Annotated in this window: 33 protein-coding genes; 29 read left to right on the top strand and 4 right to left on the bottom strand. The window is 45.8% G+C overall.

Annotation, left to right across the window (positions count from 1 at the left end):
* The first annotated feature begins 109 nt into the window (after positions 1–109).
* The 13 genes from MKS89_RS09180 (at position 110) to MKS89_RS09120 (ending at position 8,847) form a co-directional block, all read left to right on the top strand.
* Positions 110–667, top strand: coding sequence for a hypothetical protein (locus MKS89_RS09180; protein WP_072958508.1), 558 nt, complete (start codon positions 110–112; stop codon positions 665–667).
* Positions 651–1,268 carry a phage baseplate assembly protein V gene (locus MKS89_RS09175; protein ID WP_159439580.1) on the top strand — a complete coding sequence of 206 codons (618 nt, stop codon included), beginning with the start codon at positions 651–653 and terminating at the stop codon, positions 1,266–1,268. Before MKS89_RS09180 ends, MKS89_RS09175 begins: the two co-directional genes overlap by 17 nt.
* A 1-nt stretch (position 1,269) precedes the next feature.
* Complete coding sequence (locus tag MKS89_RS09170) at positions 1,270–1,467, top strand: hypothetical protein (protein ID WP_072958503.1); 198 nt, start codon at positions 1,270–1,272, stop codon at positions 1,465–1,467.
* On the top strand, positions 1,467–1,826 hold the full coding sequence (locus tag MKS89_RS09165; protein WP_021021776.1) for a phage baseplate protein: 360 nt from the start codon (positions 1,467–1,469) through the stop codon (positions 1,824–1,826). Before MKS89_RS09170 ends, MKS89_RS09165 begins: the two co-directional genes overlap by 1 nt.
* Complete coding sequence (locus tag MKS89_RS09160; RefSeq protein ID WP_072958501.1) at positions 1,798–2,799, top strand: baseplate J/gp47 family protein; 1,002 nt, start codon at positions 1,798–1,800, stop codon at positions 2,797–2,799. Before MKS89_RS09165 ends, MKS89_RS09160 begins: the two co-directional genes overlap by 29 nt.
* Complete coding sequence (locus tag MKS89_RS09155) at positions 2,759–3,523, top strand: phage tail protein I (RefSeq protein WP_072958498.1); 765 nt, start codon at positions 2,759–2,761, stop codon at positions 3,521–3,523. The genes MKS89_RS09160 and MKS89_RS09155 overlap by 41 nt, the downstream gene beginning before the upstream one ends.
* Positions 3,520–4,080: a phage tail protein gene (locus MKS89_RS09150; protein WP_072958495.1), complete on the top strand. Its 561-nt coding sequence runs from the start codon at positions 3,520–3,522 to the stop codon at positions 4,078–4,080. The genes MKS89_RS09155 and MKS89_RS09150 overlap by 4 nt, the downstream gene beginning before the upstream one ends.
* A complete protein-coding gene (locus MKS89_RS09145; protein ID WP_252518331.1) occupies positions 4,071–5,303 on the top strand; it encodes an SUMF1/EgtB/PvdO family nonheme iron enzyme in 1,233 nt (410 codons plus the stop codon). The genes MKS89_RS09150 and MKS89_RS09145 overlap by 10 nt, the downstream gene beginning before the upstream one ends.
* Before the next feature lie 14 nt (positions 5,304–5,317).
* The gene (locus tag MKS89_RS09140) at positions 5,318–5,593 is read left to right on the top strand and encodes a hypothetical protein (protein ID WP_072958492.1); all 276 of its coding nucleotides are present in this window, start codon (positions 5,318–5,320) and stop codon (positions 5,591–5,593) included.
* Positions 5,594–5,800: 207 nt separating this feature from the next.
* Positions 5,801–7,030, top strand: a complete 1,230-nt coding sequence (locus MKS89_RS09135) for a hypothetical protein (RefSeq protein WP_252518330.1) — start codon at positions 5,801–5,803, stop codon at positions 7,028–7,030.
* A 14-nt stretch (positions 7,031–7,044) separates the two neighbouring features.
* Complete coding sequence (locus MKS89_RS09130; RefSeq protein WP_072958489.1) at positions 7,045–7,320, top strand: hypothetical protein; 276 nt, start codon at positions 7,045–7,047, stop codon at positions 7,318–7,320.
* A gap of 364 nt (positions 7,321–7,684) precedes the next feature.
* Positions 7,685–8,524 carry a hypothetical protein gene (locus MKS89_RS09125; RefSeq protein ID WP_072958488.1) on the top strand — a complete coding sequence of 280 codons (840 nt, stop codon included), beginning with the start codon at positions 7,685–7,687 and terminating at the stop codon, positions 8,522–8,524.
* The gene (locus MKS89_RS09120) at positions 8,524–8,847 is read left to right on the top strand and encodes a tail fiber assembly protein (protein WP_077316462.1); all 324 of its coding nucleotides are present in this window, start codon (positions 8,524–8,526) and stop codon (positions 8,845–8,847) included. Before MKS89_RS09125 ends, MKS89_RS09120 begins: the two co-directional genes overlap by 1 nt.
* 307 nt (positions 8,848–9,154) lie before the next feature.
* Here the strand turns inward: MKS89_RS09120 and MKS89_RS21035 are convergent, their stop codons facing one another.
* Complete coding sequence (locus MKS89_RS21035) at positions 9,155–9,319, bottom strand: hypothetical protein (RefSeq protein WP_235862510.1); 165 nt, start codon at positions 9,317–9,319, stop codon at positions 9,155–9,157.
* 85 nt (positions 9,320–9,404) lie between these two features.
* Here MKS89_RS21035 and MKS89_RS09110 point away from each other — a divergent pair, with 85 nt between their 5' ends.
* The 16 genes from MKS89_RS09110 to btuD all read left to right on the top strand — a co-directional run bounded on the left by MKS89_RS09110 (position 9,405) and on the right by btuD (position 23,562).
* Positions 9,405–9,602: a hypothetical protein gene (locus MKS89_RS09110; RefSeq protein WP_072958485.1), complete on the top strand. Its 198-nt coding sequence runs from the start codon at positions 9,405–9,407 to the stop codon at positions 9,600–9,602.
* A 171-nt stretch (positions 9,603–9,773) separates the two neighbouring features.
* The gene (locus tag MKS89_RS09105; protein WP_072958482.1) at positions 9,774–10,301 is read left to right on the top strand and encodes a phage tail protein; all 528 of its coding nucleotides are present in this window, start codon (positions 9,774–9,776) and stop codon (positions 10,299–10,301) included.
* Between the two features lie 218 nt (positions 10,302–10,519).
* Positions 10,520–11,206: a hypothetical protein gene (locus MKS89_RS09100; protein ID WP_072958481.1), complete on the top strand. Its 687-nt coding sequence runs from the start codon at positions 10,520–10,522 to the stop codon at positions 11,204–11,206.
* Between the two features lie 484 nt (positions 11,207–11,690).
* Positions 11,691–11,888, top strand: coding sequence for a hypothetical protein (locus tag MKS89_RS09095; RefSeq protein WP_072958478.1), 198 nt, complete (start codon positions 11,691–11,693; stop codon positions 11,886–11,888).
* A complete protein-coding gene (locus tag MKS89_RS09090; RefSeq protein WP_072958476.1) occupies positions 11,881–13,050 on the top strand; it encodes a phage tail sheath protein in 1,170 nt (389 codons plus the stop codon). Before MKS89_RS09095 ends, MKS89_RS09090 begins: the two co-directional genes overlap by 8 nt.
* On the top strand, positions 13,050–13,556 hold the full coding sequence (locus MKS89_RS09085) for a phage major tail tube protein (protein WP_072958473.1): 507 nt from the start codon (positions 13,050–13,052) through the stop codon (positions 13,554–13,556). Before MKS89_RS09090 ends, MKS89_RS09085 begins: the two co-directional genes overlap by 1 nt.
* A gap of 88 nt (positions 13,557–13,644) precedes the next feature.
* Entirely contained in the window at positions 13,645–14,205 is a 561-nt protein-coding gene (locus tag MKS89_RS09080; protein WP_072958471.1) for a phage tail assembly protein, read from the top strand.
* Between the two features lie 122 nt (positions 14,206–14,327).
* Entirely contained in the window at positions 14,328–16,823 is a 2,496-nt protein-coding gene (locus MKS89_RS09075; RefSeq protein WP_072958468.1) for a phage tail tape measure protein, read from the top strand.
* Positions 16,820–17,200, top strand: a complete 381-nt coding sequence (locus MKS89_RS09070; RefSeq protein ID WP_072958466.1) for a phage tail protein — start codon at positions 16,820–16,822, stop codon at positions 17,198–17,200. Before MKS89_RS09075 ends, MKS89_RS09070 begins: the two co-directional genes overlap by 4 nt.
* 12 nt (positions 17,201–17,212) lie before the next feature.
* Positions 17,213–17,422, top strand: a complete 210-nt coding sequence (locus MKS89_RS09065; protein WP_027694413.1) for a tail protein X — start codon at positions 17,213–17,215, stop codon at positions 17,420–17,422.
* Complete coding sequence (locus tag MKS89_RS09060) at positions 17,413–18,432, top strand: contractile injection system protein, VgrG/Pvc8 family (RefSeq protein WP_072958463.1); 1,020 nt, start codon at positions 17,413–17,415, stop codon at positions 18,430–18,432. Before MKS89_RS09065 ends, MKS89_RS09060 begins: the two co-directional genes overlap by 10 nt.
* A gap of 171 nt (positions 18,433–18,603) precedes the next feature.
* Complete coding sequence (gene cobT, locus MKS89_RS09055; protein ID WP_072958461.1) at positions 18,604–19,638, top strand: nicotinate-nucleotide--dimethylbenzimidazole phosphoribosyltransferase; 1,035 nt, start codon at positions 18,604–18,606, stop codon at positions 19,636–19,638.
* Entirely contained in the window at positions 19,632–20,417 is a 786-nt protein-coding gene (locus tag MKS89_RS09050) for an adenosylcobinamide-GDP ribazoletransferase (RefSeq protein ID WP_072958459.1), read from the top strand. Before cobT ends, MKS89_RS09050 begins: the two co-directional genes overlap by 7 nt.
* 227 nt (positions 20,418–20,644) lie before the next feature.
* The gene (locus MKS89_RS09045; protein WP_072958457.1) at positions 20,645–21,673 is read left to right on the top strand and encodes a succinylglutamate desuccinylase; all 1,029 of its coding nucleotides are present in this window, start codon (positions 20,645–20,647) and stop codon (positions 21,671–21,673) included.
* Between the two features lie 151 nt (positions 21,674–21,824).
* Complete coding sequence (btuC, locus tag MKS89_RS09040) at positions 21,825–22,820, top strand: vitamin B12 ABC transporter permease BtuC (protein ID WP_072958454.1); 996 nt, start codon at positions 21,825–21,827, stop codon at positions 22,818–22,820.
* Complete coding sequence (btuD, locus tag MKS89_RS09035; protein ID WP_072958451.1) at positions 22,807–23,562, top strand: vitamin B12 ABC transporter ATP-binding protein BtuD; 756 nt, start codon at positions 22,807–22,809, stop codon at positions 23,560–23,562. The genes btuC and btuD overlap by 14 nt, the downstream gene beginning before the upstream one ends.
* A 250-nt stretch (positions 23,563–23,812) precedes the next feature.
* Here the strand turns inward: btuD and MKS89_RS09030 are convergent, their stop codons facing one another.
* The 3 genes from MKS89_RS09030 to MKS89_RS09020 form a co-directional block, all read right to left on the bottom strand.
* Positions 23,813–24,388: a nucleoside triphosphate pyrophosphohydrolase family protein gene (locus MKS89_RS09030; protein ID WP_072958447.1), complete on the bottom strand. Its 576-nt coding sequence runs from the start codon at positions 24,386–24,388 to the stop codon at positions 23,813–23,815.
* Between the two features lie 193 nt (positions 24,389–24,581).
* Positions 24,582–25,214: an OmpA family protein gene (locus MKS89_RS09025; protein ID WP_072958444.1), complete on the bottom strand. Its 633-nt coding sequence runs from the start codon at positions 25,212–25,214 to the stop codon at positions 24,582–24,584.
* A 1-nt stretch (position 25,215) separates the two neighbouring features.
* Positions 25,216–26,532 carry a TolC family outer membrane protein gene (locus MKS89_RS09020; RefSeq protein WP_072958836.1) on the bottom strand — a complete coding sequence of 439 codons (1,317 nt, stop codon included), beginning with the start codon at positions 26,530–26,532 and terminating at the stop codon, positions 25,216–25,218.
* Positions 26,533–26,960 lie beyond the last annotated feature (428 nt).

The following is a 26,960-nucleotide window of genomic DNA, read 5'->3' as shown; positions in this document are numbered from 1 at the left end:
GTGAAAGCTTATTTATATTTAATTGTATTTATGAATATTGAATTATTTGTCAATTTGAAAGGTTAATACACCATATCGTGGATGTCTTCCTTTATACAGGAGATGTATTTTGAACTCAGGAACATTACAGCTTGAATACCCCAGTCAGCTTTATGAGCAGATTGAACAATCCCTTGGACAATTATTGGGAAGTGATGTGGTGGTGAAAAACTATGATGAATATCGCACCATGACGATTGAGTCTCTGACTCTCCTGATTGAGTTTCGCTTTGGCAGAGCTGGCGCCCGAAATAGCAGCGGACAATATTGCCATGGCTATCACATTCGGATTCATTGTCTGTTACCGCGCTCAGCTGAGCGCTCTTTTTTACGTGTCTTAGACAAGGTTGCAGCGATTGAGCGTTTTGTTGATCGTAACTCTTGGGGCATCGATATTCGTCAAATTGATGCGCCTGAATTTTTGCGCTCAGAGCCGAGTGGATTGCAGTATCAGTTAGACCAAGTTGTTGCCCGAGCCGTTACTTGGCGACAAAACTTGTATCTCGGCGAAGGTCTTAATCAGTCAGACGAAGTGCGAGAAGGGATTGCTTGGGCGGTGAATCCGGTCAATTTAGATGATGCGGATGAATATCAGTCATTGGAGGTACAGTATGCGTCAGGCAATTGAGCTACTCGTCCGCGAGATGCTGAGCCCATATTTAGAACGAATCGAAACGCTTTCCAATGAACTTGAAGATTTACGCCGCCGCAACCGAAGTCTGGTCCGATTAGGTCAGGTTGCTGCAATCCATGAAAACGGCTATTTGATCAAAGTGAAGCATGGTGACTTAACAACACCATTCATTCGGTGGTTTGCTTCTTCTGCCGGTGAAACCAGAGACTATCGTTGTCCATCGATTGGTGAACAGACTTTGGTACTGAACTATGGGGCCGGTGATAACGGCAGTCAGACGGTGGCTTTGACGGGATTATTTAGCGATAGCTTTCCTTCTCCGAGTGGCGATCCCAATGAAATTTTACGGGTTTATCCTGATGGCAGCCGTATCAACTATCACGCACAGAATCACGTGCTGACAGTCGATATCAAAGGCGATGCTCATATCAACGTTGACAAGAGTGCTCATATCGTTGCCGGAGATGCCGCGACAGTGGATGCGAAAAGTATTGCTTTGAATGGTGGATCGCCCTGTGTAACGACAGCACACATTTGTCATTTTACAGGCAATCCACATGGCGATGGCTCTAGTACAGTAACAGCGGGGAAATAATATGGCGATGGATGTAACTACGTTAGAAGGTTTAATTATCAATAAATTAGAAAATATGGGTTTTAAGACCAGCGGAAAACATGCCTATGCGAAAGTGATGGCTAACGCAGTCGCTGAGGCCGTTGTTGAACATATTTCGAATCAAGCTGAAGTGAGCGTCACCAGCGGCTCATCAGCTGGAATATATAAGGTGAGCTGATGATTGGTATTGATCGTATCACTGGCAGAAAAATTGATGGTTATGAACAATTGGTCAGTCGGATCACCCAAGTGATGACCACGCCGTTAGGCGGTCGGGTCAAGCGTTCGGGTTTCGGGAGCCGAGTCCGGGAAAATCTGGCGGCGAATATGACCGACAGTATGTTGGTTCGTATCCAATCAGACGCGATTGACGCATTTTATAACCCAGAAAACGGACTGTCAGACTTTATTCCAGACAGATGTATCGCCAAACGTCATGCCACTGGCCTGAGCCTTTTCTTTTCAGGTCGTTGGCAGGGACGAACAGTTAAGTTTGAGGTGCCACTGAATGTTTCCACATCAGAATCCATTACCTAAACCAGAAATTATTAAGACCCCACCGTTTGAAGTCCTGCTCCAACAAGTGCAGCAGGATATTCTGGCATATTTTACCGAACACGCGCCAGATGATGCGACAGCGTTGGGTGAAACACTCGGCAATGAAGCTGAATTGCTGACGAAATTTGTCGAAGCATTTACGGTGATTCTCCAAAATCATATCCGGCAGTTGAATGGTCAGGCGCAACAGATGTTTGGTATGTATGCGACCGATGATGACATGATTGATTTGATTGTGAGCCAGTTAGGTGTAACCCGCCAAGTTCTTGATCCCGGAGACCCTAGTGCATTTCCTCCGATTCCACCCGTCATGGAAAGTAATGACTCTCTGCTGTCTCGATATTATTTAGCAGCTTATGCCTTGGCGAGTACCGGCACACGTTCAGGGTATCGTTTCCATGCGATGACCTTGGGGGGCAGACCCGAAGTTCAAATTGACAGTCATGAGCCGAAGCGAGTGGTCGTGACTTATGAATATTTAGAACATGAAATGGCCGGTTTGACCAAGGATGCACAAGCCCGACAAGTTTCTCCCGGTGTCGTGGATTGTTTCATTCTGACACATGAAGGCAATGGTATGCCAAGCTCGTCATTAATCGAAGCCACTCAATCTTACCTAGCGCGGGATGATATTGCTCAGGAAACTGATTTGATCACTGTAAAGTCACCGGAAATTCGCCAATGGCAATGTGAAGCGAAACTTTATACTCGTCCCGGCCCCGATGCTGATGTCGTGCTGGCTGCAGCAGAGAAAGCGGTCCGAGCCTATGCACTAAAACAGCATCGGCTTGGTGGCAGTATCGAGCCATCTATGCTCTACAGTGTTCTACTGGAGTCAACCGGAGCGCACCGCGGAGAAATCATTCAACCTGCGCAGCCATTGCGTTGTGCTTACAGTGAGGCGCCTTATCTTGAATCAGTCAAAATTACCGTTGGCACTGAAAACGTATAGTGTCCTTCCTGATAACCGAAGTCCGCTCGAACGTTCAATGGAGTTGTCATTTAGTCAGCAAATTTATGGCATTGGCAATCCATACCCGCATCTACTGGATGCCCAAAAGACTGCGTTTGAAATCGTCCCCTATATTGCATCTGAATTTCAATTGCCGGTGTGGGATACCTCTGATACAGAGCCCGTTAAACGCAACTTAGCCGGACATGCATGGCAGGTCCGAAAAATGAGTGGTACCCGTGCCGGGCTCAAGCTCGCACTGGAGTCCTTTGATTTTCAGAGCCAAATCAAACCGTGGTATCAGCAACAGCCACAAGGTCAACCGTACAGTCTGGAGATTGTTGCCTGGGAAAAAGGCAACAAACCAGTGAACGTGGCCAATGTGAAAAAGCTGCTGGCTTATATCGAAGACACTAAATCAGAGCGGGATCAGATCGAGCTATCCCTGATGTTTGGTGTCGAAACGAGCATGGGCATGGCTGGTGCCAAAGCCCCAGCGACTAGCGTGAAAGAAACAGCCGGGCAAGCCACTTTATGGTCAATGCCTGACGCCAAGATGAGCTTTGCGATAACTGGTGCTGTGCCACCAGCGGTAAGCGTTAGCCCTATTGATGCAGAGGCAACGATTCCTATCATGGCGGCTCATGTCCAGATGAATATCATGGGCTATTCAGCGCATTACAACATCACTGTTTTAACTATCAATGCGAGAGCAACGTTATGAGTGAAGACACAATTAAGTTAGTGATCACCCACAAAGGCCTGGAAGCGTGTATCAGCGCCAAAGCAAAAGGGATCCAACTATCATTAAAATGGGTATCAGCTGGCGATCGTGCCTATACCCCAAGCCCTGATCAGATGACTTTGCAAAATGAATTACAGCGAGTTGCGTTTTGTGAGTTCAAAGATATAGGTGAGAGCCAGATACAGGCGGTGGCTAAGTTCTCTGGACCTGATGAATATCCTATTCGCGAGCTTGGCTTTTGGCTAGAAGACGGCACTTTGTTGGGTGTGATCTCAGGGCCGAATACAACGCTGAACTATAAAGCGAGAAATGGCCATTGTATTCAGCCGTTTACTTTAGATCTATCGGCCATACCAACGAACTCAATTACAGTCGAAGTGGGCACTGAGAATCTGAATATTATCTTGACGGAAGAGATGATAACAATTGCTTGCGCTTTCATTAAGTCTCAAGCCATAAGCACAAGACAAATACATAATCAAATGTCAATCACAGAGCGACTACGTCATATTGAGGGAATTTCATCATGTCTATAGAGCAAAGAATCGCAGAAATGCAACAAGTATCTGCTGAACAAACGGCAGCTTCTCAAGCGATCGTACAGGAAGTATCTGGCAAAATGGCTGCCATTGATGAAAAGACCAATGACTCGATAGCCAAGGCTGAAAGCACATATGACCAAAAAGTCAACGGCTTGACCATTATTGCCACAGACGGCTATCGCAAAGCGGTCGAGCATAACTCAGGTGGTCGAAACACGGTTATTTATGATGCTCAGGGAAATCCTAATATCATGTGCGTTATTCCGCGCTTCAACATTGAAGATCTGGGATTAACGGCGCTTGAGTTGGGTACAGGTGTCCATCCGGCATTTGTAACGAACGGAGTGCCTCGCAGCGAAATCCTCATCGGTAAGTATCTGGCATCATCGGCTGCAGGTGGCTCCGCCGTTATCGGTGGGTCACAGCCGCGAACCTCGGTTAACTACGACACGGCAAAGCAGCTTTGCACACAGAAAGGGGACGACTGGCACCTGATGTCGATTCACGAATCGGCTGCGATTGCGCTCTGGTCTCTGGCTAACGGTACTGTACCTCGCGGTAATACGAACTATGGCCGCAGCCATGAGGCGAAGTGGGAGACCGCTCGCCGTTACGACAACGGATTGCCTGGCGACGCTAGCGGTATCGGACGAACCGATACAGGCAAAGGCCCGGCAACGTGGAATCACGATCATACCGAGTTCGGCGTATGTGATCTGGTCGGTAATGTGTGGGAATGGATTGACCAGATGAAATTGGATGACGGCCAGATCCTGACCACGCTGGATAACAATCCGGCAGTTGCTGAGGCTAACTGGCATCGTCACCCAGCCTATTTTGATTCGACGTCTGACAACCAAAGCGGCGGTGATGTCTACAACGGTTCACCAATGCTCAGCAACTCAGTGACCAAGCGTAACGGGCCTGTTGACAACGATAGTTACGACTATCCGTTCACGTATAACTCGCATTTTGCTGCGATCACAAAGTCGGCTGGGTATACGCCTAACGAGCTGTTGCGTCGATTGCTTATAGAATCAGCAACCACGACTACAGTTGGCGGCGGGATCTGGTGTTGCAACTATGGCGAGCGGTTCCCGCATCACGGGGGCTTCTGGTTCGATGGTTCGGCCGCCGGGCTGGGCGCGCTCGCTCTGAAATTTGCGCGGTCGTACTCTGATAATTTCATAGGTTTTCGCCCTGCTTTGTTTGTGTAACAGGAGTAAAAGAGATGTTTAGTTACATTTTTCAGGGTCAAACTCAAACAGATACGACCCGCAGCTATATGAATTCGTTGGGTATGACTCAGAAGCAGATCGAGTCGGTTTTGCAGCAAAAGGATTTTGAGGCGGCTCAAAACGTCGTCAAACGACAACAAGCTTACCGCCTGGAGTCAGACGCCCTTTTCATGGCGTGGCAGTATGATCAAACTGAAGCCAAAGAGACAGCTTGGCGTGATAAAGTCGCTGAGATTAAAGACCGTTATCCACTACCATCAGCATCGTAATTAACCGCCTCAATTAAGGCGGTTTTTTTGTACCCCAATCCCAGCCTAGTGCTGGGTTTTTAGCTTCTGGAGGCCGCTATGACAACCCAAATATCAAAGTCGGCAGAGCGTTTGGCGTATGAGGTCCGAAAAATGAGTGAGTATAAGACAAATACATAATCAAATGTCAATCACAGAGCGACTACATCATATTGAGGGACTTTCATCATGTCTATAGAGCAAAAAATCGCAGAAATGCAACAAGTATCTGCTGAACAAACGGCAGCTTCTCAAGCTATCGTACAGGAAGTATCTGGCAAAATGGCGGTCATTGATGAAAAGGTCAATGACTCGATAGCCAAGGCTGAAAACACGTATGACCAAAAAGCCAACGGCTTGACCATTATTGCCACAGACGGCTATCGCAAAGCGGTCGAGCATAACTCAGGCGGTCGAAACACGGTTATTTATGATGCTCAGGGAAATCCTAATATCATGTGCGTTATTCCGCGCTTCAACATTGAAGACCTGGGATTAACGGCGCTTGAGCTGGGTACAGGTGTGCATCCGGCATTTGTAACGAACGGAGTGCCTCGTGGCGAAATCCTCATCGGTAAGTATCTGGCATCATCGGCTGCAGGCGGCTCCGCCGTTATCGGTGGGTCACAGCCGCGAACCTCGGTTAACTACGACACGGCAAAGCAGCTTTGCACACAGAAAGGGGACGACTGGCACCTGATGTCGATTCACGAATCGGCTGCGATTGCGCTCTGGTCTCTGGCTAACGGTACTGTACCTCGCGGTAATACGAACTATGGCCGCAGCCATGAGGCGAAGTGGGAGACCGCTCGCCGTTACGACAACGGATTGCCTGGCGACGTTAGCGGTATCGGACGAACCGATACAGGCAAAGGCCCGACAACGTGGAATCACGATCATACCGAGTCCGGCGTATGCGACCTGGTCGGCAATGTGTGGGAATGGATTGACCAGATGAAATTGGATGACGGTCAAATCCTGACAACGCTAGATAACAATCCGGCGGTTGCTGAGGCTAACTGGCATCGCCACCCAGCCTATTTTGATTCGACATCCGACAACCAAAGCGGCTCTGGCAGCAACGGTTCACCAGTGCTCAGCAACGCAGTGACCAAGCGCAACGGGCCAACTGACGACGATAGTCACGACTATCCTTACATGATCAACCCGCATTTTGCCGCGATCACAAAATCGGCTGGATATACACCTAACGAGCTGCTGCGTCGATTACTCATCGAATCAGCAACCACAACGACAGTTGGCGGCAGCCTCTGGTGTCGCAACTATGGCGACCGATTCCCGCTTCTCGGGGGCAGTTGGGGCAGTGGATCGAACACCGGGCTGGGCGCGCTCAATCTGCTCAATGCGCGGTGGTACTCGCTCAATAGCATAGGTTTTCGCCCCGCTTTCTTTGTGTAACAGGAGTAAAAGAGATGTTTAGTTACATTTTTCAGGGTCAAACTCAAACAGATACGACCCGCAGCTATATGAATTCATTGGGTATGACTCAGGAGCAGATCGAGTCGGTTTTGCAGCAAAAGAATTTTGAGGCGGCTCAAAATGTCGTCAAACGACAACAAGCTTACCGCCTTGAGTCAGACGCCCTCTTCATGGAGTGGCAGTATGATCAAACTGAAGCCAAAGAGACAGCTTGGCGAGATAAAGTCGCTGAGATTAAAGCCCGTTATCCACTACCATCAGCATCGTAACTAACCGCCTCAATCAAGGCGGTTTTTTTGTACCCGAATTCCAGCCAGACGCTGGGTTTTTGGTTTCTGGTGGCCGATATGGCAACCCAAATATCAAAATCGGCAGAGCGTCTGGCGTATGAGGTGCTTTCGCCATACCTATATCCGAATCATCAGCACTAGCATCAGAAAGGCGACATCGTCGATTTGCTTCCTTGTGAAGCTGAATTTTTAAAACTGGATGGCAAGGTGGAAGTAGTGCTGACCACTCAACAGAAGGAGAAGGCGAATGCCTGATGTTGGAATTACTGGGGTGTTGACTATCTTTAACTGCCACTTTTTAAAAACGGCACAAATTTAATGAACAGCGTATAAGGAGCACTTAATGAGTACGCAAGAAATCGGGAATCTGATTAAATCTGTCAATGATATGACGGCTACAGTAGCGAGTAAGATGGGGCAGATTGATCTGAAGGTAGATTATTTCGAGAAAAATGCCCCGGCAATTGTACGGGCACAGGCAAGCAAAATCATTTTTTTGAGCGAAAATGGTAGTGATTCAAATAATGGATTGACGATAGATAAACCCAAGAGAACAATGCAGGCCGCTATTAATGAGGGAATGGTCGGCGGTGTTTTAACTATTTATTTGGATAGTGATTTTTTATTGGATAGTAATGTTATGTTTGCGGCCAATATTATTATTACTTCAACGTCTCGCTTCACTCAAGCAAATGGCCGCCGAGCTAAGTTGACGGCAAAACAGGTGGAGTCGGCGAATCATTTGCTTACCGATGGTAGCACTAAGACGATTTACTACATGTGCAAGATGTTTGGTCTGAATTGTGCAGCAAGTATGACAATTCAGAATGTTGATCTGATTATCCCATCTGTGACCTATTGGTTAACTCTTTCTCCCAGTCTTGGTATACGAAGAGTAATATCAAGTCGAGCGGCTTTCGTTTCATTTGGTAATATCGATGGGGTTTCCCATTACAATTCGTTCAATCTGATATCGTCAAACCTTGATCTTGGTGATAACGCGATTTTAGTTGATGGTAACCATCACGTTGAACCCTATCAGGCATCCATTGTTCGGGCATCACTGTATAATTCTGTTGTGGCTAAAGGTGAAGGGGCTAACGTATTCGGTCAGAATATTTGGTTCCGAAATGGCCAGTTTGTATCTTCCACTGAAACTCATTCAACTAAACGAGGTGATTAATGGAACGTATTATTAAGTTTGCTGTTATTGATGGGAAAGAAGTTTTTAACCTTCCGGTATCGAACCGAGATACAGACAGCAACCAGTTAACTCAATTTTCTTTTGATCAATTAGAGGATGCCTATAAGACGTCCCGTTGGGATGACATCCGAGTGGCGCGCAATCGCTTGGTCTCTGAGACCGATTGGACTCAGATTCCTGACGCGCCTTTGACTGCTGAGAAGAAAGCCGAGTTCACGGCTTACCGTCAAGCACTGCGTGACATTCCCCAAAATCATGATGATCCGGACTCTGTCACTTGGCCATCCAAACCAACCATTTAATTACCGCCTAAATTAAGGCGGTTTTTTACATCCAGCCCCAGTTAAATGCTGGATTTGAAATTATGGCTACTTTTCAAATGATGGACATATTCATTCTGCAGCAATTCAGACTGCTGCGATTGGAAAAACTAACCTGTTAGGTGACAAAGATGAGTACAAAAACTACATCAGACTATCGTAAGGGTTTATGTCGATGCTGAAAATGGTAATGACAGTAATGACGGTATATCGGCACCCTATAAGATACTTAAAGCGGCACTAGCGTGATCGATGCCATTACCAGTCCTCTTTGGAGATTAACCTCACATCAAACGTTGATATGTTGATGATGCAGATAACCCGACAACGCTGTCATCAGGCAATTTAACCAAACTGAATGATTATGTTCAGACGCTCGCTGATATTCCGCAGCAATACAGTGATCCTGATGCGGTTGTCTGGCCGTCATTTCCTGAGTTTTGATAGGTAACATCAAGCAAAAACTGAAGTGCCGCGAAAGCGGTTTTTTGTACCCCAATCCCAGCCTAGAGCTGGGTTTTTAGTTTCTGGAGGCCGATATGGTAACCCAAAAATCAAAGTTGGCAGAGCGTCTGGCGTATGAAGTGCTTTCGCCATACCAATGTCCGAATCATCGGCACTGGTATCAGAAAGGCGATATCGTCGATTTGCTTCCTTGTGAAGCTGAATTTTTAAAACTGGGCGGCAAGGTGAAAGCTGTGCTGACCACTCAACAGAAGGAGAAGGCGAATGGCTGATGCTGGAATTGCCCCTTCTGTCAGTGGTGCAACTGCACCCGAATTGAATGCAAATGCTGTCGAGGCAAGCGTTGTTATTCCAGCGATTGTTGGACATGGTTAAATCAATATGACTGGCTATTCAGGGCATGACAATATCACTATTTTAGCCATCAATGCGAGAGCAACACTATGAGTGAAGACATAATTAAGTTAGTGATCACCCACAAAGGCCTGGAAGAGTGTATCAGCGCCAAAGCAAAGGGAATCCAATTATCATTAAAGTGGGTATCAGCTGGTGATCGTGCCTATACCCCAAATCCTGACCAGGCGACTTTACAGAATGAATTGCAGCGAGTCGAATTTGGTGAATATAAAGACATGGGGCTTGGTCAGATTCAAGCCATAGCTAAGTTTAGCGGTGAGCTGGAATACCCAATTCGAGAATTAGGGGTCTGGCTTGAGTCAGGAACACTGTTGGGGGTAATCTCTGCCCCTGATACAACATTGAACTACAAAACGAGAAATGGCCATTGTATTCAGCCGTTTACACTGGACTTGAGTGTTCTTCCAAGTGACACGGTTACAGTGGTGGTCGGTATGGAGAACTTCAATATCCTTATCGATGATGAATTTGCTCAGATGGCGAAAGTTCAGGTGGATACCATGCACCGGCAAATCCTCCACGAGTTTCGGATATTGGAGTTGGAAAACAAGTAATAAAGGGTCTTGGTGACTCAAAGAACTGCCATTTTTTGAACATGTCACTCATTTAAGCAGCAGCGTATCAGGCGCAGTTCATGGAATAGCGCCAAACATTACGTGATATTCCACAACACAACAGCGACCCGAATGCTGTTGTATGGTCTGAAACCAACTATCTAACCAGCGCCGAAATCAAGGTGCTTTTATCCTCAAATAGAATGAAGGAGTTGTTTATGTTCGCGCAAGAACTTGCAGCATTAACGGAATCAGTGAATGCAGTGACAGAAGCCGTCACAGGAAAAATAGGGCAGATTGACCAGCGGATGGCGTTGGCTGAAGCAGAGTTCAAGCAGTTTTTAACTGACGCTGATGAACGTTATACCACCCGGAAAGGGATATATGTAGATGTTTCTGGAGAGGATAATAAATTCTATCCGGTTTACATTCCTGCAGCACAACCCGGTATCACTGAATTACAAATTAGTCGAAGTTTGCACGATGACCGAGAAGGTGCCGGTGCACTCACTGCTCGGTACTTATTACAGAATAATGGCTGGGGTGTTTTATCTGATATTTTACTGGTTGATATATTTGGACATAAATTTAATGAAATGACACCAGATGCAGTTAAAACGGATGGGTTTATTGCTGATTTTATCAATGGTAGTGCTTATGTTCTGGGGGCGATATTTTGGTTGCGTGGGGGGCACCGTTATTTAATTTCATCGACCAAAAAAGAATTTCAGCAAGTGATTACGCATGATGAACTTATTACAACAAATGTTTTTGACCATCACAATATTCGGGTATTCAAGTCTGGATTTGATATAGATATCGGCGAATCTCATATCGTGACTGAAGTGAAGACGTCGCGTAATCTGGATCATATACCGACGTTGGAATATATCCGAGGACGATGATTCATCTCAGCCCACTTCGCTTCACAATGATGAACATTTTCATTCAGCAGTCATCCAGACTGCTGTAATTGGAAAAAATACCACTGTAAATCAGACTCTCGTAAGGGTTTATGTCGATGCTGAACATGGTAATGACAGTAATGATGGTATATCAGCATCAGCGTCCTATAAGACACTTAAAGCAGTATTAACGCGAGTAATGCCGTACGGTTCTTATTTGGCTGTTCAACTATTATCAGACGTTGATATTACGTCGGAAACATAGTTCAACGCTCGACATGTCGTGATCGATTTGAATAAATACACACTGAACTTCTCGTCGATCAATGTATTTGATCACTGGCCGGGACAGGTGTAGCGTCATTAAGAGGAGCATGAGAGACCTTTCTCATCATCCATAAGTAAAAACTGAAGCGCCGCGAAAGCGGTTTTTTTGTACCCGAATCCCAGCCTAGAGCTGGGTTTTTAGTTTCTGGAGGCCGATATGGCAACCCAAAAATCAAAGTTGGCAGAGCGTCTGGCGTATGAAGTGCTTTTGCCATACCAATGTCCGAATCACCGGCACTGGTATCAGAAAGGCGACAGCGTCGATTTGCTTCCCTGTGAAGCTGAATTTTTAAAACTGGGCGGCAAGGTGAAAGCTGTGCTGGCCACTCAACAGAAGGAGAAGGCGAATGCCTGAGATTGCATCATTTGTGCATAATGGTATTAGTGTCGAGAATCATCCCGCACCACCACCAATGGGGCCTCTGGGCAACATCGTTTTAGGTGTCGTCGGGACTGCACCCAATGCTGATACATCATTGACCCAAAATACACCGATTCGTATTGCGAATATGGCTGATGTCGCAAAACTTGATATGACCGGGGAAGAAAAAGGGACGTTGTGGCGAACTTGTTATGAAACATTCCGTTTGGTGTCTGTGCCGATCTATGTCGTGATTGTTGAAGAAGGCCCAGAGCTGTCGGATACGATTAACAATGTGATTGGTAAGGTTGATGCAACCACTGGTCAGCGAACCGGGATTCAAGCCTTGGCCGACTGCATGGAAACACCAACACATATCAGTGCGCCGGGATTTAACACCAAACCGGTGGCTGATGCTTTGGCTGCTATGGGGAAACGTTTATTTGCGATTCCTGTCGGTGATGGTCCGAATACCAATGACAACGAGGCCGTTGCCTATTCACAAAGTCTTGGTGGTGAAGGAACCGGTTATGAATCTTTCTATCTGGTTGACCCACAGGTCTCTGTTTACAGTCAGGCGGCAAAAGGTAATGTCTCTTTCTCTGGTGCTGCGATTGCTTTGTCTTGTTTCGCACGAGTCAAAGCATGGGAAAGCCCGGCGAAAGGGGGAATGGGCGCATTGATCAACGGTACGGCCCGGACGATTGATTACAATATTATGGATAAATCCACGAATGGGGATTTGTTAAACCGTAATGGCGTGTCCTACTTCGCTCGGACATCATTGGGTGGTTTCTCACTGATCGGTAACCGCTGTGTTATGGGGCGCTTCGTCTCTCAGGTTGGTCTGGAATACGCCATTGTGCGTAAGTTGGCCAAGACGGCTCAGAGTGCGATGGCAATAAATTTGAGTAAATCCTTCATGGAGCAGGAAATCACCAAACTCAATGTTTGGCTGAAATCACTGCAAGCGGATGAAACCGTGATGGGTGCTCAAGTCTATCTGCATCCGACACTCAATAACGTTGAAAATTACCGCAATGGCGAATGGCATATTGCTATTAAATATTACGGCTATGCGCCGAATGAACATATGGTGTACCACATGATTGAGGACACCGGTATCGTTGAATCATTTCTTGAGGAGGTCCTTTAATGGCAGGCCAACGTTCACGCATTACTCGTTATGCAATGATTAAGGGGCATCCGTTAATCAAAGAGCTAGACGAATTTACCCCACCAGAGATCAAAAAGGTCATGCAAGAAACCCGTGGTGGTTCTTTCATTCCCGGTGAGATCATGGTTGGTCTTGAAAAGATGCATAGTAAGTGGAAAGTCAAAGGCGCCAACCAAGCGCTTCTATCTGCTTATGGATTAGCCCCCGGAGAAGATTGTCAGGTTGATATCAAAGAATCCCATCAGGATGAAGATGGCAATAGTTTTGCAATCGTTTATAGCCTGACTGGGGAAATTGTCTCCGTGACTGAATCGGCCAGCAAAATGGGGGAATTGCCGGATCACGAAATGGAAATGGCCGTTAATGCATATAAGAAAACTGAAAATGGCAAAGTCATTTATGACATCAATCGTAAGGCTCAAATTCTCAATCTGGGCAATGGCGATCTGATGGCAGTTCATCGCCTTAATGTCAGTATAGCCTAAGTTCAGGATTGATTTTTCTGGAATTACTACCAATCAGGCCCCTTTCGGGGCCTTTTTTATAAGGTATTTTTGAGGAGAGTTTTACTCTATGTTGCATATTCACAATCTAGTTTGGCCCATTGAAGATGATAAGGGTCAACAACTAAATCACGTACAAATTCATACCATTACCGTCGGGCAACAGCGAGAGCTCAGCCGGAACCATCAGCATGATGACAATCAATTGCTCTGGGAGTGTGTCTGTTTGAGTACCGGATTGACACCATCTGAATTGAAAAAGTTAGTGACCCCTGATTTTAATTCGATTCGAGAACACGTACTGGAACTGATGCAATCAGGCGCTGCAACATTTATGGCTGATGAATTCAATCGTGATGAACCCACATTACTGATCCCGATTCAAGGCGATGATGGTCAGGAAAAAACGCACTATAAATTGCGTCCACCAACGGTTGCGACTACGGAACTGATGGAAACCCATCAGGATGAATGGGAAAGAACGCTGTTCATCAGTGCCAGTTGCTGTGGTTTTACGCATCAAGAGCTGATGCGCTTGAGTCTGCCAGACTGGAATCAGCTTCAAGAGCGGCTCATCGATTTTTTGCAACAACCGGCGGACTACTTTCGCCAAGAGATGTTGAAGTCCTGACGGATGTTATCCCACTGGTCTACCACGTATCCCCGAAGGAGATCATGGATTGGCGTATTGATGATGCGCTGCGTCGTTACTATTTGGCTACGGCAAAACTGGGGATTAAGAAGGGATAAGTCATGGCTGATTCGAAAATAACGCCCCAAATGGCGGGGGCTAACCGTCAAAGCGAGATAACGCTCCGCGTTGATCATTTGCAGCTGCCCAATTCTGGTGTTGTACCTTCAGGAGAAACAGATCTCAAAGGTGAAATGACACAGTTGGTCAAGCAAGTGAAAACGGATATAAGTTCGGCGCTGAAACCTGTGTTGGCAGTGGGAAAACGTGTTGTTGCATCTGAACGTGCATTTGCCGATGTTAAAAAATCAGTGCACTTTTCCAATGACCAAGAAGCCAATCAGTATCAAAGCGATATGATGCGTTTGGCAGGTGATCTGGGTTTAAAACAGGAATCTGTTGCTCAAATTGTGAGTGATGCTGCCCAATCCGGCATTGAAAAAAATCAACTGCTATCATTTGCTAAATCGGCGGCAAAAGTTGCCGTTGCATGGAATGTCTCGGCAAAAGATGCAACGGCAACACTTGCACATTGGCGTGCTTCAATGCAGCTTTCACAACAGCAAGCGATGGGGTTGGCGAATGCAACCAATGCCTTGAGTCATAGTATGGGGGTGAAGGCTAAATCTGTAGCCGCAGTCGTGACACAGCAAGGGGAAGCTGGGACCAAGGCTGGCTTAAATGTTCAAGAAACAGCGGCATTATCAGCCAGCCTGCTTACCAGTGGCTCCACTGAAGCACAGGCCAGTGAGGCCATCAGCAATATTCTTGGATCACTCACAGCAGGGAAAGCGAAAAACACGCAACAGAAAGCAGCAATGACAACGCTTGGTATCGAGCCCGCCGATTTAGCTCAACGGATGGAAGCAGATGCCCGAGGAACCTTGCTTGATGTTTTCGATCGCTTGAAAAATATTTCGCCTGATCAACGCGAAGATGTTGTTACAGATCTATTTGGTGAGAAATCAACAGCCGCGATCTTAAAGTTAGTCGGGAGTCTGGAACGGGGGAATAAAAGCTTAAACGCAGCGTTCGAACAAGTGGATAACAAAAGCAACTATTCAAATAGTATCGACACTGATTATGACATATTCGCGAAAACTCCTGCCCATCAGTTGGAACAGCTCAGTGTGCGTTTTGACCAAATATCTGTCGCACTTGGTCAGGGGTTGTTACCGATTGTAAATAACATGCTGCCGCCATTGCTCAGTGTGGTCGATAGTATGAATAAATTCGCTGAAGCGAACCCCAAACTTGCCACCGGTTTATTGGTTGCGACAGCGGCCGTCATTCCATTACTCAAAGCTGGCTCTGCCATTGTTAAATTCTCTCAATTAATGAAGGGAGGCGGTCAAGATCGTCTCAAAGTTGATCAAAAAAATATTTTTGCTGCCGGATTGAATAAAACTCGTCGAGCAGCCAAGCGAGCGACATTGCAACTAGCTCGTTTGAATCGAGAATTGAATCGACTTGGATCACAATCATTGAGTGATTCCGGTGGCCGTGATTCAGGCGGTAGTGATGGCGATGAATCACGTCGCAAGCGTAAAGAACAGCCTCGGAAACGGCCTCGGAAACGACCCCGTATCCGCAATGCCGGAGGGTTACGTCGTCAAACTGCTCGCTTTGCTCGGTGGATTGCTCGAACGCCTCAAATTGTTGGTTCTATGTTCAGCGGTTCAAAACTGAAGTCCGGCCTATCGGGTGCCATGTCAAAAGTCGGTAGTGTATTTAAAGGCGTGGGCGGTGCAGTGTTTAAAGGTGCAGGCAAGTTATTTAAACCGTTAGATACTGCGCTCAATGGCGTCACACGTCCTCGGGCCCCTACCCACAATACTGGAGGGCCCCGTACCCACAATGCCGGAGGGCTGCGTCGTCAATCCGCTCGCTTTGCTCAGTGGGTTGCCCGAACGCCTCAAATTGTTGGTTCTATGTTCAGCGGTGCAAAACTGAAGTCCGGCCTATCGGGTGCCATGTCAAAAGTCGGTAGTGTATTTAAAGGCGTGGGCGGTGCAGTGTTTAAAGGTGCGGGCAAGTTATTTAAACCGTTAGATATTGCGCTCAATGGCGTCACACTGGCGTCTGCGATTGCCAGTGGTAATAAAAAAGAGATAGCAGGGACTGCAGGAGATATGCTTGGCGGGATGGGCGGTGCAGCAGCCGGTGCAATGGCTGGTGCCGCGATAGGATCCGTTGTTCCAATTCTTGGAACCGCTGTAGGGGGATTAGTTGGTTCTGTTGTGGGCGGACTTGGCGGTAGTAGTGTTGGTCGCTGGTTGGGAGAGAGTTTTAACTCTCTGCTCGGTGAAGATAAAACCGACAAAGCAGCGCCTGCAGCTGTTGCAGAGCAGAGCAAGCAATTAGAACAATCTTCTCAGCAACAAATCAATTTTGCCCCTGTTATTCATGTCACACCATCGGGGAATCCAGCTTATGATCAAGGGTTTAGTACGCAGCTGTTAGAGCAAATGAAAGCTGAGCTGAGCCCGATCTTGCTCGGAAATAATGATGTTGCAACTCGGGCTGATGCCAGTCTTCTAGACAGGAGTAATACATGAAAGAAATGATGTCATTGGGTGGATTTGCTTTCTCGTTGAGTAAACATACGCCTTATGAAGGTTTACAGCGCACCAGTAATGGGGGATGGGTGACTGTCCCCCGCTATGGTCAGAAACCAATCAGTCAAAATCTGGGTCAGCCTTTGGACAAAATCAGTATGACTGGTACTTGGTTTCATGGGGAGGGTATGAAAAACATGCAGGCGTTGAGACAGCTACAGGCTCAGCGAAAGCCTTTGGTTTTAATGGATGGATACGGGCAATCCATGGGCCAATGGGTCATCAAAGTATTGCAAGAAAAACAAGACCGAATCATTGATGATGGAACCGCCTTTGTGGTGGGGTTCTCCATTGAGTTAGAGGAATATGTGAGTTAGAGGACGATGCAGATGACTACCATGCTCAGTCGTGACGGGGACTTAGTCCCACAATTATTATGGTTATCATTGGGTCGGGATGATGATGAAGCGGAAGAGGCGCTTTATATGCTCAATCCTGGTTTAGAGCTTTATGGGCCAGTGCTTCCGGCTGGTATTACAATCAAGTTACCGGTATTACCCGAGCTGATGCCAACGACGGTGGTGAATATATGGGATTAGGCAGTATTCCTCAAGTCCGAATTAGTGGCCCCGGGGAGGAAATTATTAATTCACGGTTAACCTCTTGGGAGCGGGTTGATGTCTCTTCTGACCAATCTGATGTGATCACGCTGCATGTTGATACGGCCGGTCAGACCGGGTTACCAAAAGAGGGGGCCGAATTAATATTTTCTGAAGGGTATCAAGGCCAGTTAGTTCATAAGGGCAAGTATAAAATTACCCGCATCTCTCCGCGATTATTTCCACCAACCGTGACGATTGTTGCAACTGCAGCGCCCTTTCAGGTTCAAGATAAAACGGGGTTTAAAGAACGCCATACACGGACATTTACTGCCATATCGCTGGCTGAAATCTTCCGTCAAATTGTGACATCACATGGTTTTAGTCCGAGAGTGGCATCGAAATTTGAAACCGTATGGTTTAAACACCTTGATCAGATGAACGAAACGGATAGCGCATTTTTATCCCGTCTGGCAAAGCGTCACGATGCAATTGCTAAACCTGTCGATGGGTTATATGTTTTGGCAGAAAAAGGACAGACCAAAACAATCACAGGCCAAGATGTACCTTCAGTAACTGTTGATGTATCCGATAATAATCATCCTTCAGATTTCAGAAGATTTATCAATTGTCAGCTTGAATTGGCGAGTCGGAGAAATGTTTCGGGTGTCAAAGCCAAATGGATTGAGAGTTATACTGGGCTTGAATATGAAGTGTTTTCAGGTAAGGCACCTTTTATGGTGTTGCCACAATCTTATGAAACGTCATCTGAAGCTCAACAGGCATGTGATAATGAACTGCAGAAAATCATGCGTGAGAAAGATAGTATCCGTATCGATCTGCCCGGTGACCCTTATTTAGTAGCAGAAGGCATACTCGAACTCAATCAATCGTTCCCCCCGGAAATGGTTGGTCAATGGTCAATTGACCAAGTGACTGCCCGTGGCGATAGTTCTGGTGGTTATCGTTGTGCTGTTGTTGCGACGCGACCCGTAAAGCGGGCTGAATAACCGTTTGTTTGTGCATTGCCATCCATTCAGTTATCCCTATTTTCTTACTCCCGTCACAGCTTGTGTCCGGCAAAACAGTAACATAGCCGAAACCTGTGATTCCGGTTAGACTGGAATACATGAAGGGATGATGCAAGTTTGCTGCTGTTGCGAGGCATAAGAGGATAAGCAATGTTGGATACAAGTCTGAGCGATATGATTCAAAACCGAATTGACCAGAAAACCAAACCGCTCGGTGCTTTAGGTAAATTAGAGGCTGTGGCCCATCAATTAGCCCTGCTCCAGAGTCAGGGACTGGCTCAGCCGATTGGGCAAATCTGTATCAATCAACCGACCGTTCTGGTGTTCGCTGGCGATCACGGTATTGCGGATGAAGGCGTGAGCATTGCACCGAGCGCAGTCACACAACAGATGGTCCTCAACTTTCTTGCCGGAGGCGCTGGTGTGAACTGTTTCTGTCGGGCGAATCAAGTTGCACTCAAGGTGATTGATACCGGGATTTTGCTACCGGTTGAATCAGAATCGGAGCAATTGATTGTCCAGCGTCTCGGGGAACGGACGGGGAACTTGGCAAGAGAACCCGCAATGACCATGGCACAGGTTGAGCAAGGGATCGCTCTGGGACGACAAGTGGTATTAGACACCATTCAGAACGGCTCTAATTTGGTTATGTTCGGTGAAATGGGAATCGGCAATACCAGTAGTGCTGCGGCCATTTTAGCGGCATTATCCGATGATGATGTTGAATCTTGTGTCGGTCTGGGAACCGGTATTTCACAGACTCAGTATCGGAAAAAAGTGGCATTGGTTGCCGCCGGAGTTCATCGGGCAAAAGGACTTGCACCCAAAGCGGTTCTTGCTGAAGTCGGTGGTTTTGAAATTGTGCAGATCGTTGGTGCTTTTTTGGCTGCCGCAGAGCAACAGATCGCTGTTCTGGTTGATGGTTTTATTGTCACCGTTGCAGCGATGGTTGCCACGCAACTGCAACCCGAGTGTCGAGAGATCATGATTTTTGCGCATCACTCACAAGAGTCGGGGCATCAACGCGCGTTGGCATTATTAGGTGCAAATCCGTTGCTGGATCTTGATTTGCGTTTGGGAGAGGGGACCGGTGCTGTCCTTGCTGTGCCGCTCGTCCGCGCTGCGGCTGAATTTTATAATACCATGGCCAGTTTTGCACAAGCTGGCGTTGAGGTGACATGTTAAGTCGGGCCACGTATCAGCTTGAATTGTTTCTGCTGTCATTGAGCTTTTTCACTCGGATTCCTGTGCCTGCATCCGTGCCTTATTCAACTGAACGGATGAATCAGTCCGGTCGCTATTTTTCATTGGTTGGTTTGTTGCTCGGATTGATTTGCTATGGCGTTTATAGTCTTTGTGCTCTGGTACTGCCGGAACACTTGAGCATTCTACTGATGATGGGATGCAGTCTTCTATTGACGGGTGCGTTTCACGAAGATGGCCTGACCGATATGGCTGATGGCATCGGCGGTGGCATGACGACGGAGCGACGTCTGGCCATTATGAAAGACAGCCGAATTGGTACTTATGGCGCTGCGGCGTTAATCATGGCCTTACTTATGAAATATAGTGTGCTCTCTTCGCTGGCAATGCATGCTTCTATGTTACAGATTTTGTTGGTGGGTAATGGACTGAGCAGAGCCGTCGCCGCTTCGCTTATTTATGACATGCCTTATGTATCGGATATCCACACCAGTAAGAGTAAGCCATTGGCCAGTCGTCAGACCGCCCGGGAGTTAGGAATCTTACTGTTTTTCGGTATAATTCCGTGTATCGGATTGGATTTATCGATACTGTTGATCATCGGTTCGGTCAGTTGTTTATTACGATTTGCTTTAAAACAGTGGTTACTCCGTCGCATCGGTGGCTTTACGGGAGATTGTCTGGGTGGGGTTCAGCAGATCACAGAATTGGCGATTTATCTGATATTTGCAGCGATGATGATGCTTCAGGTAACGGCTTAACGGTTGCTGAATTACCAAAACTTGACTGGGATGATGTGGATAGGATGATGCCCGGACAATGGTTCGGTCATCGGCGGATATGATGTAAAAAGCATTGGTGTCACATTGTGGATAATCACGCGATGCTTTTCTGCAACTAAATGATAAAATTGCGCTTTGTTGAGTCACTGGGCACTGCGGTTCGTCAGGCCTTAATATTGCTGTTCTATCGGTTGAAGGAGTAACACATGAGCAATTCACTTTTTCGTCAATCATTTCTGATTGATAGTTTATATAGTGATGGTGCTCTTTTATCGAGTGAATATACAACGGATGATGGGGTGTTGTTAAAGCTACATGGTCCGGGGATTCTGGAAGTCATTCCACCACAAATGGATGAACTGACACAGCATATTGTCGTCTCGTGTGCGATTCACGGTAAAGATGCCGGGCCGGTTGAATTAGTCAATCGTATTGTTTCTGATATCGACAGTGGATTCCAGCCAGTCCGGGAGCACTGTCTGTTTATCATTGCTCATTTAGAAGCGCTTAAACACCATACGCAGTTTTTTGAGGAAAATCTGGAACGTTTATTTGATGATAAGCCGAGAGAGTCTTCACAAGAACTTGTGATCGCAGATAATCTAAAAGTTCTCCTCAAATCATTTTGGAAAGACACCCCCAGTGATCAACGCTGGCATTTTGACTTACACAGTACATTGAATTCCTCCCTCTATCATTCGTTCGCCATTAGTCCCAAAGTTCGACATCCTGTTCGGCCAAAAGAACTGATCCATTTTGTTGAATTAGCCCATCTTGACGCACTGGTTTTAGCCAATGCGCCTTCTAGCTCTTTCAGCTGGTATACCGCGGATTGTTATTCCGCTCGCGCTTTGGCGATTGAATTGGGTCAATCATCCCGACTAGGGCAAAGTCCATTAGAAGGCTTTAATGCATTTGACATTACGCTGCGTGATTTGTGTGCCCGGGAAGTGAATGAACACTTGCCAAGAAAGATAAAATTTTATCGGGTCAGCCGGACAATTGTTCGTCTTAACGATGATTTTGATTTTATTTTTTCAGATGATGTCGAAAATTTTACTGCTTTCATGCACGGAGAAGTGTTCGGTCATGACGGTGATAAGCCGTTAATGGCCAAAAATGAGGGAGAGGCGATTCTCTTCCCGGATAAACATGTTCCGATTGGTGAACCTGCTTTATTGATGGTCTGCCCGGTAACCGTGAGGTATGAGCAGAATCAATTGGTTTATGACTAATTGTTATTTGTGATACGACAGTATTTGTCGTCCTCGGATATATTTCAAAGCAGAGGTCTGCCGGATAGGAGCAATCATAGGCATGACCTCTTTCTATTTCTCGGGTGAAACGTTAAGGTGAGCCCATCTGTTTTCTCTGATTTGATAGTCCATGAATTTTACACAACTTCTTTTTGAAAAAAGGAAGCGCTGGTATCGTGCAATGATCACGATGAGTGTGCTGCTACTGGTGTCTGGTGCCGTTTATATTTTTGCCGGAGAGGTCTTTATTGCACCGTGGCACGAGATGACAGGGTTTGAGCAGCAATTGATTTTGGAACTACGCTTGCCTCGATTACTTGCGGCGATGGTGATTGGTGCATGTTTGGCTGTGTCAGGAGCAACGTTACAGGTGTTGTTAGGCAATGTCCTGGCTGAGCCGGGAATTATTGGTGTTTCCGGTGGTGCAAGTGTGGCGATGGTGGTCATTCTGTTTTTCTTCCCATTTGCAGCTACACCGTTGGTTTTTATGTTCGGTGCAATTATTGGTGCTATGGTTTTTACGGTTATCTTAGTCGGGATCGCCCGAAGTATGAAATTGACGACAATTCGACTATTGTTGGTTGGCGTCGCGTTGGGGATTCTGACTCGCTCTGTCGTCACTTGGGCATTTTACTTTAGTAATGATTTGAGTTTGAGACAATTGATGTACTGGCTGATGGGGAGTATTGGCGGTATCGATTGGTCTTACCATTTACTTTCATTGTTGATCTTACCCGTGTTGATATGGCTGATGGGGCAAGGACGAGTACTAGATCGGTTAATGATGGGGGAGATGCATGCCAAGCAGTTGGGAATTGATGTCCATCGTATCCGCTGGAAGTTGGTTGTCGCTGTGGCAGTGTTGGTGGGTGCATCTGTCGCTTTAGGTGGAATCATCGGCTTTGTCGGACTGGTTGTACCGCATTTGTTACGTTTGGCTTTCGGGACTGAAAATCGTTATCTTTTACCGCTTTCAGCTGTCGCAGGGGCATTGTTACTGGTCTTTGCTGATTTAATTTCCCGGACGGCACTAGATGCTGCTGAATTACCTTTGGGAGTCGTGACGACAACGATCGGTGCTCCCGTATTTGTATGGATGTTATTGAAAAATCATGATTCACGTTAAAAATCTCTGTGTCGGTACGCGCCTGCTTCCTCTGGGGTTTGATTGTGGTCAAGGTGAATTGATCCATATTGTCGGCCCAAATGGTAGCGGTAAAAGCACATTACTGGCTGCTTTGGCTGGCATGATCCCTCATCAAGGCTGTGTACAACTTGGGGAGATAGATCTGACGCGTCTTACCTTGCCGGAATTAGCCCAGTTCCGGGCCTACTTGTCGCAACAGGAACGTCCGGCTTTTGCGATTGATGTCTGTCAATATCTTGCGCTCTCCATTCCGTCGGCTCTATCCGTCACTGCCGAACAGTCATCTGACGTTATTGAACTACTGATTCAGCGATTAAATTTGCAGGATAAATTACACTGTTCGATTCACCAGATTTCCGGAGGCGAGTGGCAACGGGTCAGATTGGCTGGCAGCTGTTTACAAGTATGGCCGACACTGAATCCTCATGCTCGCCTAATGATTTTAGATGAACCGGCCGCCGCACTCGATGTTGGGCAGGAGCATATGCTGTATGAATTATTACAAGACATCAACCATATGGGACTGACCGTCATTATGGCGAATCATGATTTGAATCGAACACTTCGATATGCCGACAAAACCCTATTATTAAATCAAGGTATTCTGCAACAGTGGGGAGAGACGCGATCCGTTCTGACGCCTGACCATGTTGCAGAAGTCTTCCAAACCACGGTCCAGTCAGTAGAAATCCAAGGGAAATCATATTTGCTTTTCGATTAGTCGTCGTATGTGGGTTAGGGTTATCTATGAATAATTTTGGTGCATCAAGCACAATGCTAGAGCAGGGATGAGGATGAAATGAATGCCACTTGGGAGTACTTTGGATTATTTTAATATAAATCAATTAGTTATGTTTAAATAAAAAGTTGGCATACAAATCGCATTAACATGATTGATACATTCTCGTTCTTGTTAGGCTTTTTATAGTCTCCTTGGCCACCTTGCTCCACAAAGTGGCCTTTTTTTTATGCTATTGAGTTAGCTTTGTCAGATCAGCCGGGCGATAATAGACCGATTTAAGGACTTTTCCCTGACGAATCGTTTTTTCCGCACTGACAAAATCTGCTGCACATTTGGCAATAATATAATCACCTTTGATAACCGGAGATAATTTTATGCCTTGTTTCGCATAAAATGATTCAGTCTCATCATATTCGGTTTGGTTACGACAGACTTTACTCATATTTGAACTGTGGACTTCATCCCAGCAGGGAATGAAATCAATGTTGCGATGAGTTGCAACATTCAGCAATAAATCAATCAAGTAGCTAATACCCGGATTATGCGCTGGTGTATCATGTCCAAGATGTACCAGTCGTCCCATCAGAACGTAAACGGTATCAACAATCGCATCAGCCTGTTCAATTTTATCTTGAGCTTCAGCGAGTTCAGTGAGCTCTTCAATTGCTAGTGATGTATGGAGCGTATCTGCATCTTCGTCGAGACTCTCTGGTTGACTCACTGGGAGATCAAAGGTACGACGGAATTCAACGATATCGTTATATAAGTGCGTGAACACAACTGGTGTTAACTTAGATAAATACATGGGTGTCATCTCAAAACTATTTGATGCAAAAATCAGGCTGAACCATCGGTTGCGATGGTTTCAGCCCAAGAAATATAATTAGAGGAGAGTATCATCCCAGACCGAAAAGTGGTACACCTCATCCTTATCAATCGCATGTTCGTGAATCATACAACAACCAGCAGTTATCTCTTTTCTGCCCAGTGCAGAGCAATTAATAGGTGTGCCGATTGGGTGGGAGTGTGGAAAAAATAGTCCATCTTTTCTCAACATCACCTTTATAGCCAACAACTGTTGCAGAAACTCGTCGATTTCTGGCATCACTAATCTGATTTTTACCCCTTTCCTCAGGGTTGGATTCGCCAAATCCCACAATTCTGATTCTATCCGCAGAGACACCTTCTTCTATCAGTCGAGCTTTTACACTGTTTGCCCGTTGTTTGGATAATGCTTGGTTGTATTGTGTTTTACCACTGGGGCTGGCATAGCCTCTAAGCTCGATTGACGTTTCAGGGTAGCTCGCTAAAAAATTCGCCATCTGCTTAATCTGTACATTAAAGATTGAATTAACATTGCTGGAATCATTCTCAAATAAAATTCGTAGCTGCTGTTGAGTTTTACTCCGGTGATAAGTTTCACAGCCATCGTTATTTATCTTGGCATTTTGAGGGGTTTTCGGACATAAATCCCGCGCATTAATGACACCGTCATGATCTGAATCTGCAAGATCAAAAGCTTGCACGACGCTCGGGGGAGCAATGTAATCATATTCATCCTGACTTTGGTCAGCGATATCCTCTGACCAAACCGGCAATGAGATTAAAAATAACAAGTAACTGAATTTCATCTTAATCACCTGAGTGGGCAGCCCATTCTTGTGGGACCGTGACTTTCAGACTATCGAGCAAGTTTCCCACAGCATTCATAACACGATATTGTGCATATGCTTGAGTGTATTTTGCCTCAAGATAGTCTTTACGTGCCTCAAAGAGCTCATTCTCACTATTCAATAAATCAAGTAATGTTCTTTGACCGATTTGGTATTGCTTTTCATATGCAATTACGGTCTTTGAAACAGCGTCAACGAGATCAGCAAGGAAGGTTTTTCGTTGACTTGAAAAATCAAGTGCTTGCCAAGCTAGTTCAAGCCCACCTAACACTTCTCGGTATGATTTTTCCCGTAAATCTTTTGCTTTATTCAACGCATAGGCTGCACTCATTTCATTTGCACGATCTGAGCCACCGTTATAGAGATTATAATGCATCCGTATCATCGCTGTTGTTTCAGAGCTACTACCAAGGTAGCCCGCAGCATCATTTTTGATACTATGATTCGCTTGCAAAGAAATACTCGGGTAATACGGTGATTGATTTTGTTTATATTGGTAACGGGCTGCCGCAATATTTTGTTGTGTTACCTTCAGAATTGGGTGTAATTCAAATGCCAGAGCTTTCGCATCCTGAAAACTGCGAGGAATTTGTTTTTGGTCAGCTTGGGGGAAAGTCAGATCAATCGGCTCTTCTCCAACGGTTTCTTTGAATTTCGAATGGGTTTCAAAGAGATTGTTTTGCGCGGCTAACAGATTTGATTCGGCTTTTGAGACACGCGCTTCAACTTGGGTCACATCAGCAGTAGATCCCAGTCCAGACTCTGTCCTGCGCTTTATATCCCGGTATATTTTTTTATGTATTTGTAAATTCGCTTCAGATAGTTTTAATACATCATTCGCTTTCTCTGCATCCAGATACAATTTTGTCACGTCCAGCGCTTTATCTGCCGCATCAGCTAATAATTGATAACGACTCGCTTCTGCTTCTGCTGAGGTTCTACCCATATCATTTAGGGTTGAAGAACCATCCCAAATTAACTGGGTCAAGGATATGCTCACTTCTTTCCTTGTTAAATCAGTATTTTCTTTGGCATTTGCAGCTGCAGGCTCGATCCCTTCGTATCCTATCCCTGCATCTAAATCGACTTTAGGTAAGTAAGCTCCCTGAGATGCCCTCGAATTCTGTAACTTGCTTTGATATTGATTGAATGAACTTTCCAGTTCTGGGTTTGTCGCCAGTGCAACAGAAACTGCTTGCTCAAGTGACTGCGCGAGAACATTGCTATTCATAATTACAGTAAACAATACAACAACTTTGAGCAGGAATGTTTTCAAAGAACCCCCTATTATTCGACTAATTGCATTAAATATACAAAACATCGTCTTAAAGTACTCAGCCTACGCAAAAAACGATCTCATTAATGAGAATGTGGTTATATTAATATCTAACTTTTTATACTGTATCCATGAGTATCACTGACATTAATACATGGAAATACAAGTATATAACGTTTTTTAAGTTGTTTCCGAGGCTTAAAAGCTATTGTGTCTTAAATTTTCAAAAAAAGTAGCATCATGAGAGGGTCGGGCTATTATTGTAAAAACACCCTCTTAATAATGTGACTCGTGCCACGAATATGGTGTTAAACTGCTGTATGATATATAGTCAGGAAATATACACAATACAGCGACTGTCAGGTGTATCGACTAAGAACCGATAGTTATACGTTAAGTTGATTAGCATTTCATTGATATACATGTGA

It is taken from the genome of Vibrio gazogenes, from assembly GCF_023920225.1.
GTDB lineage: Bacteria > Pseudomonadota > Gammaproteobacteria > Enterobacterales > Vibrionaceae > Vibrio > Vibrio gazogenes.
The sequence above is the reverse complement of the archived record's forward strand: the minus strand, read 5'-3'. Positions and strand labels throughout refer to the sequence as shown.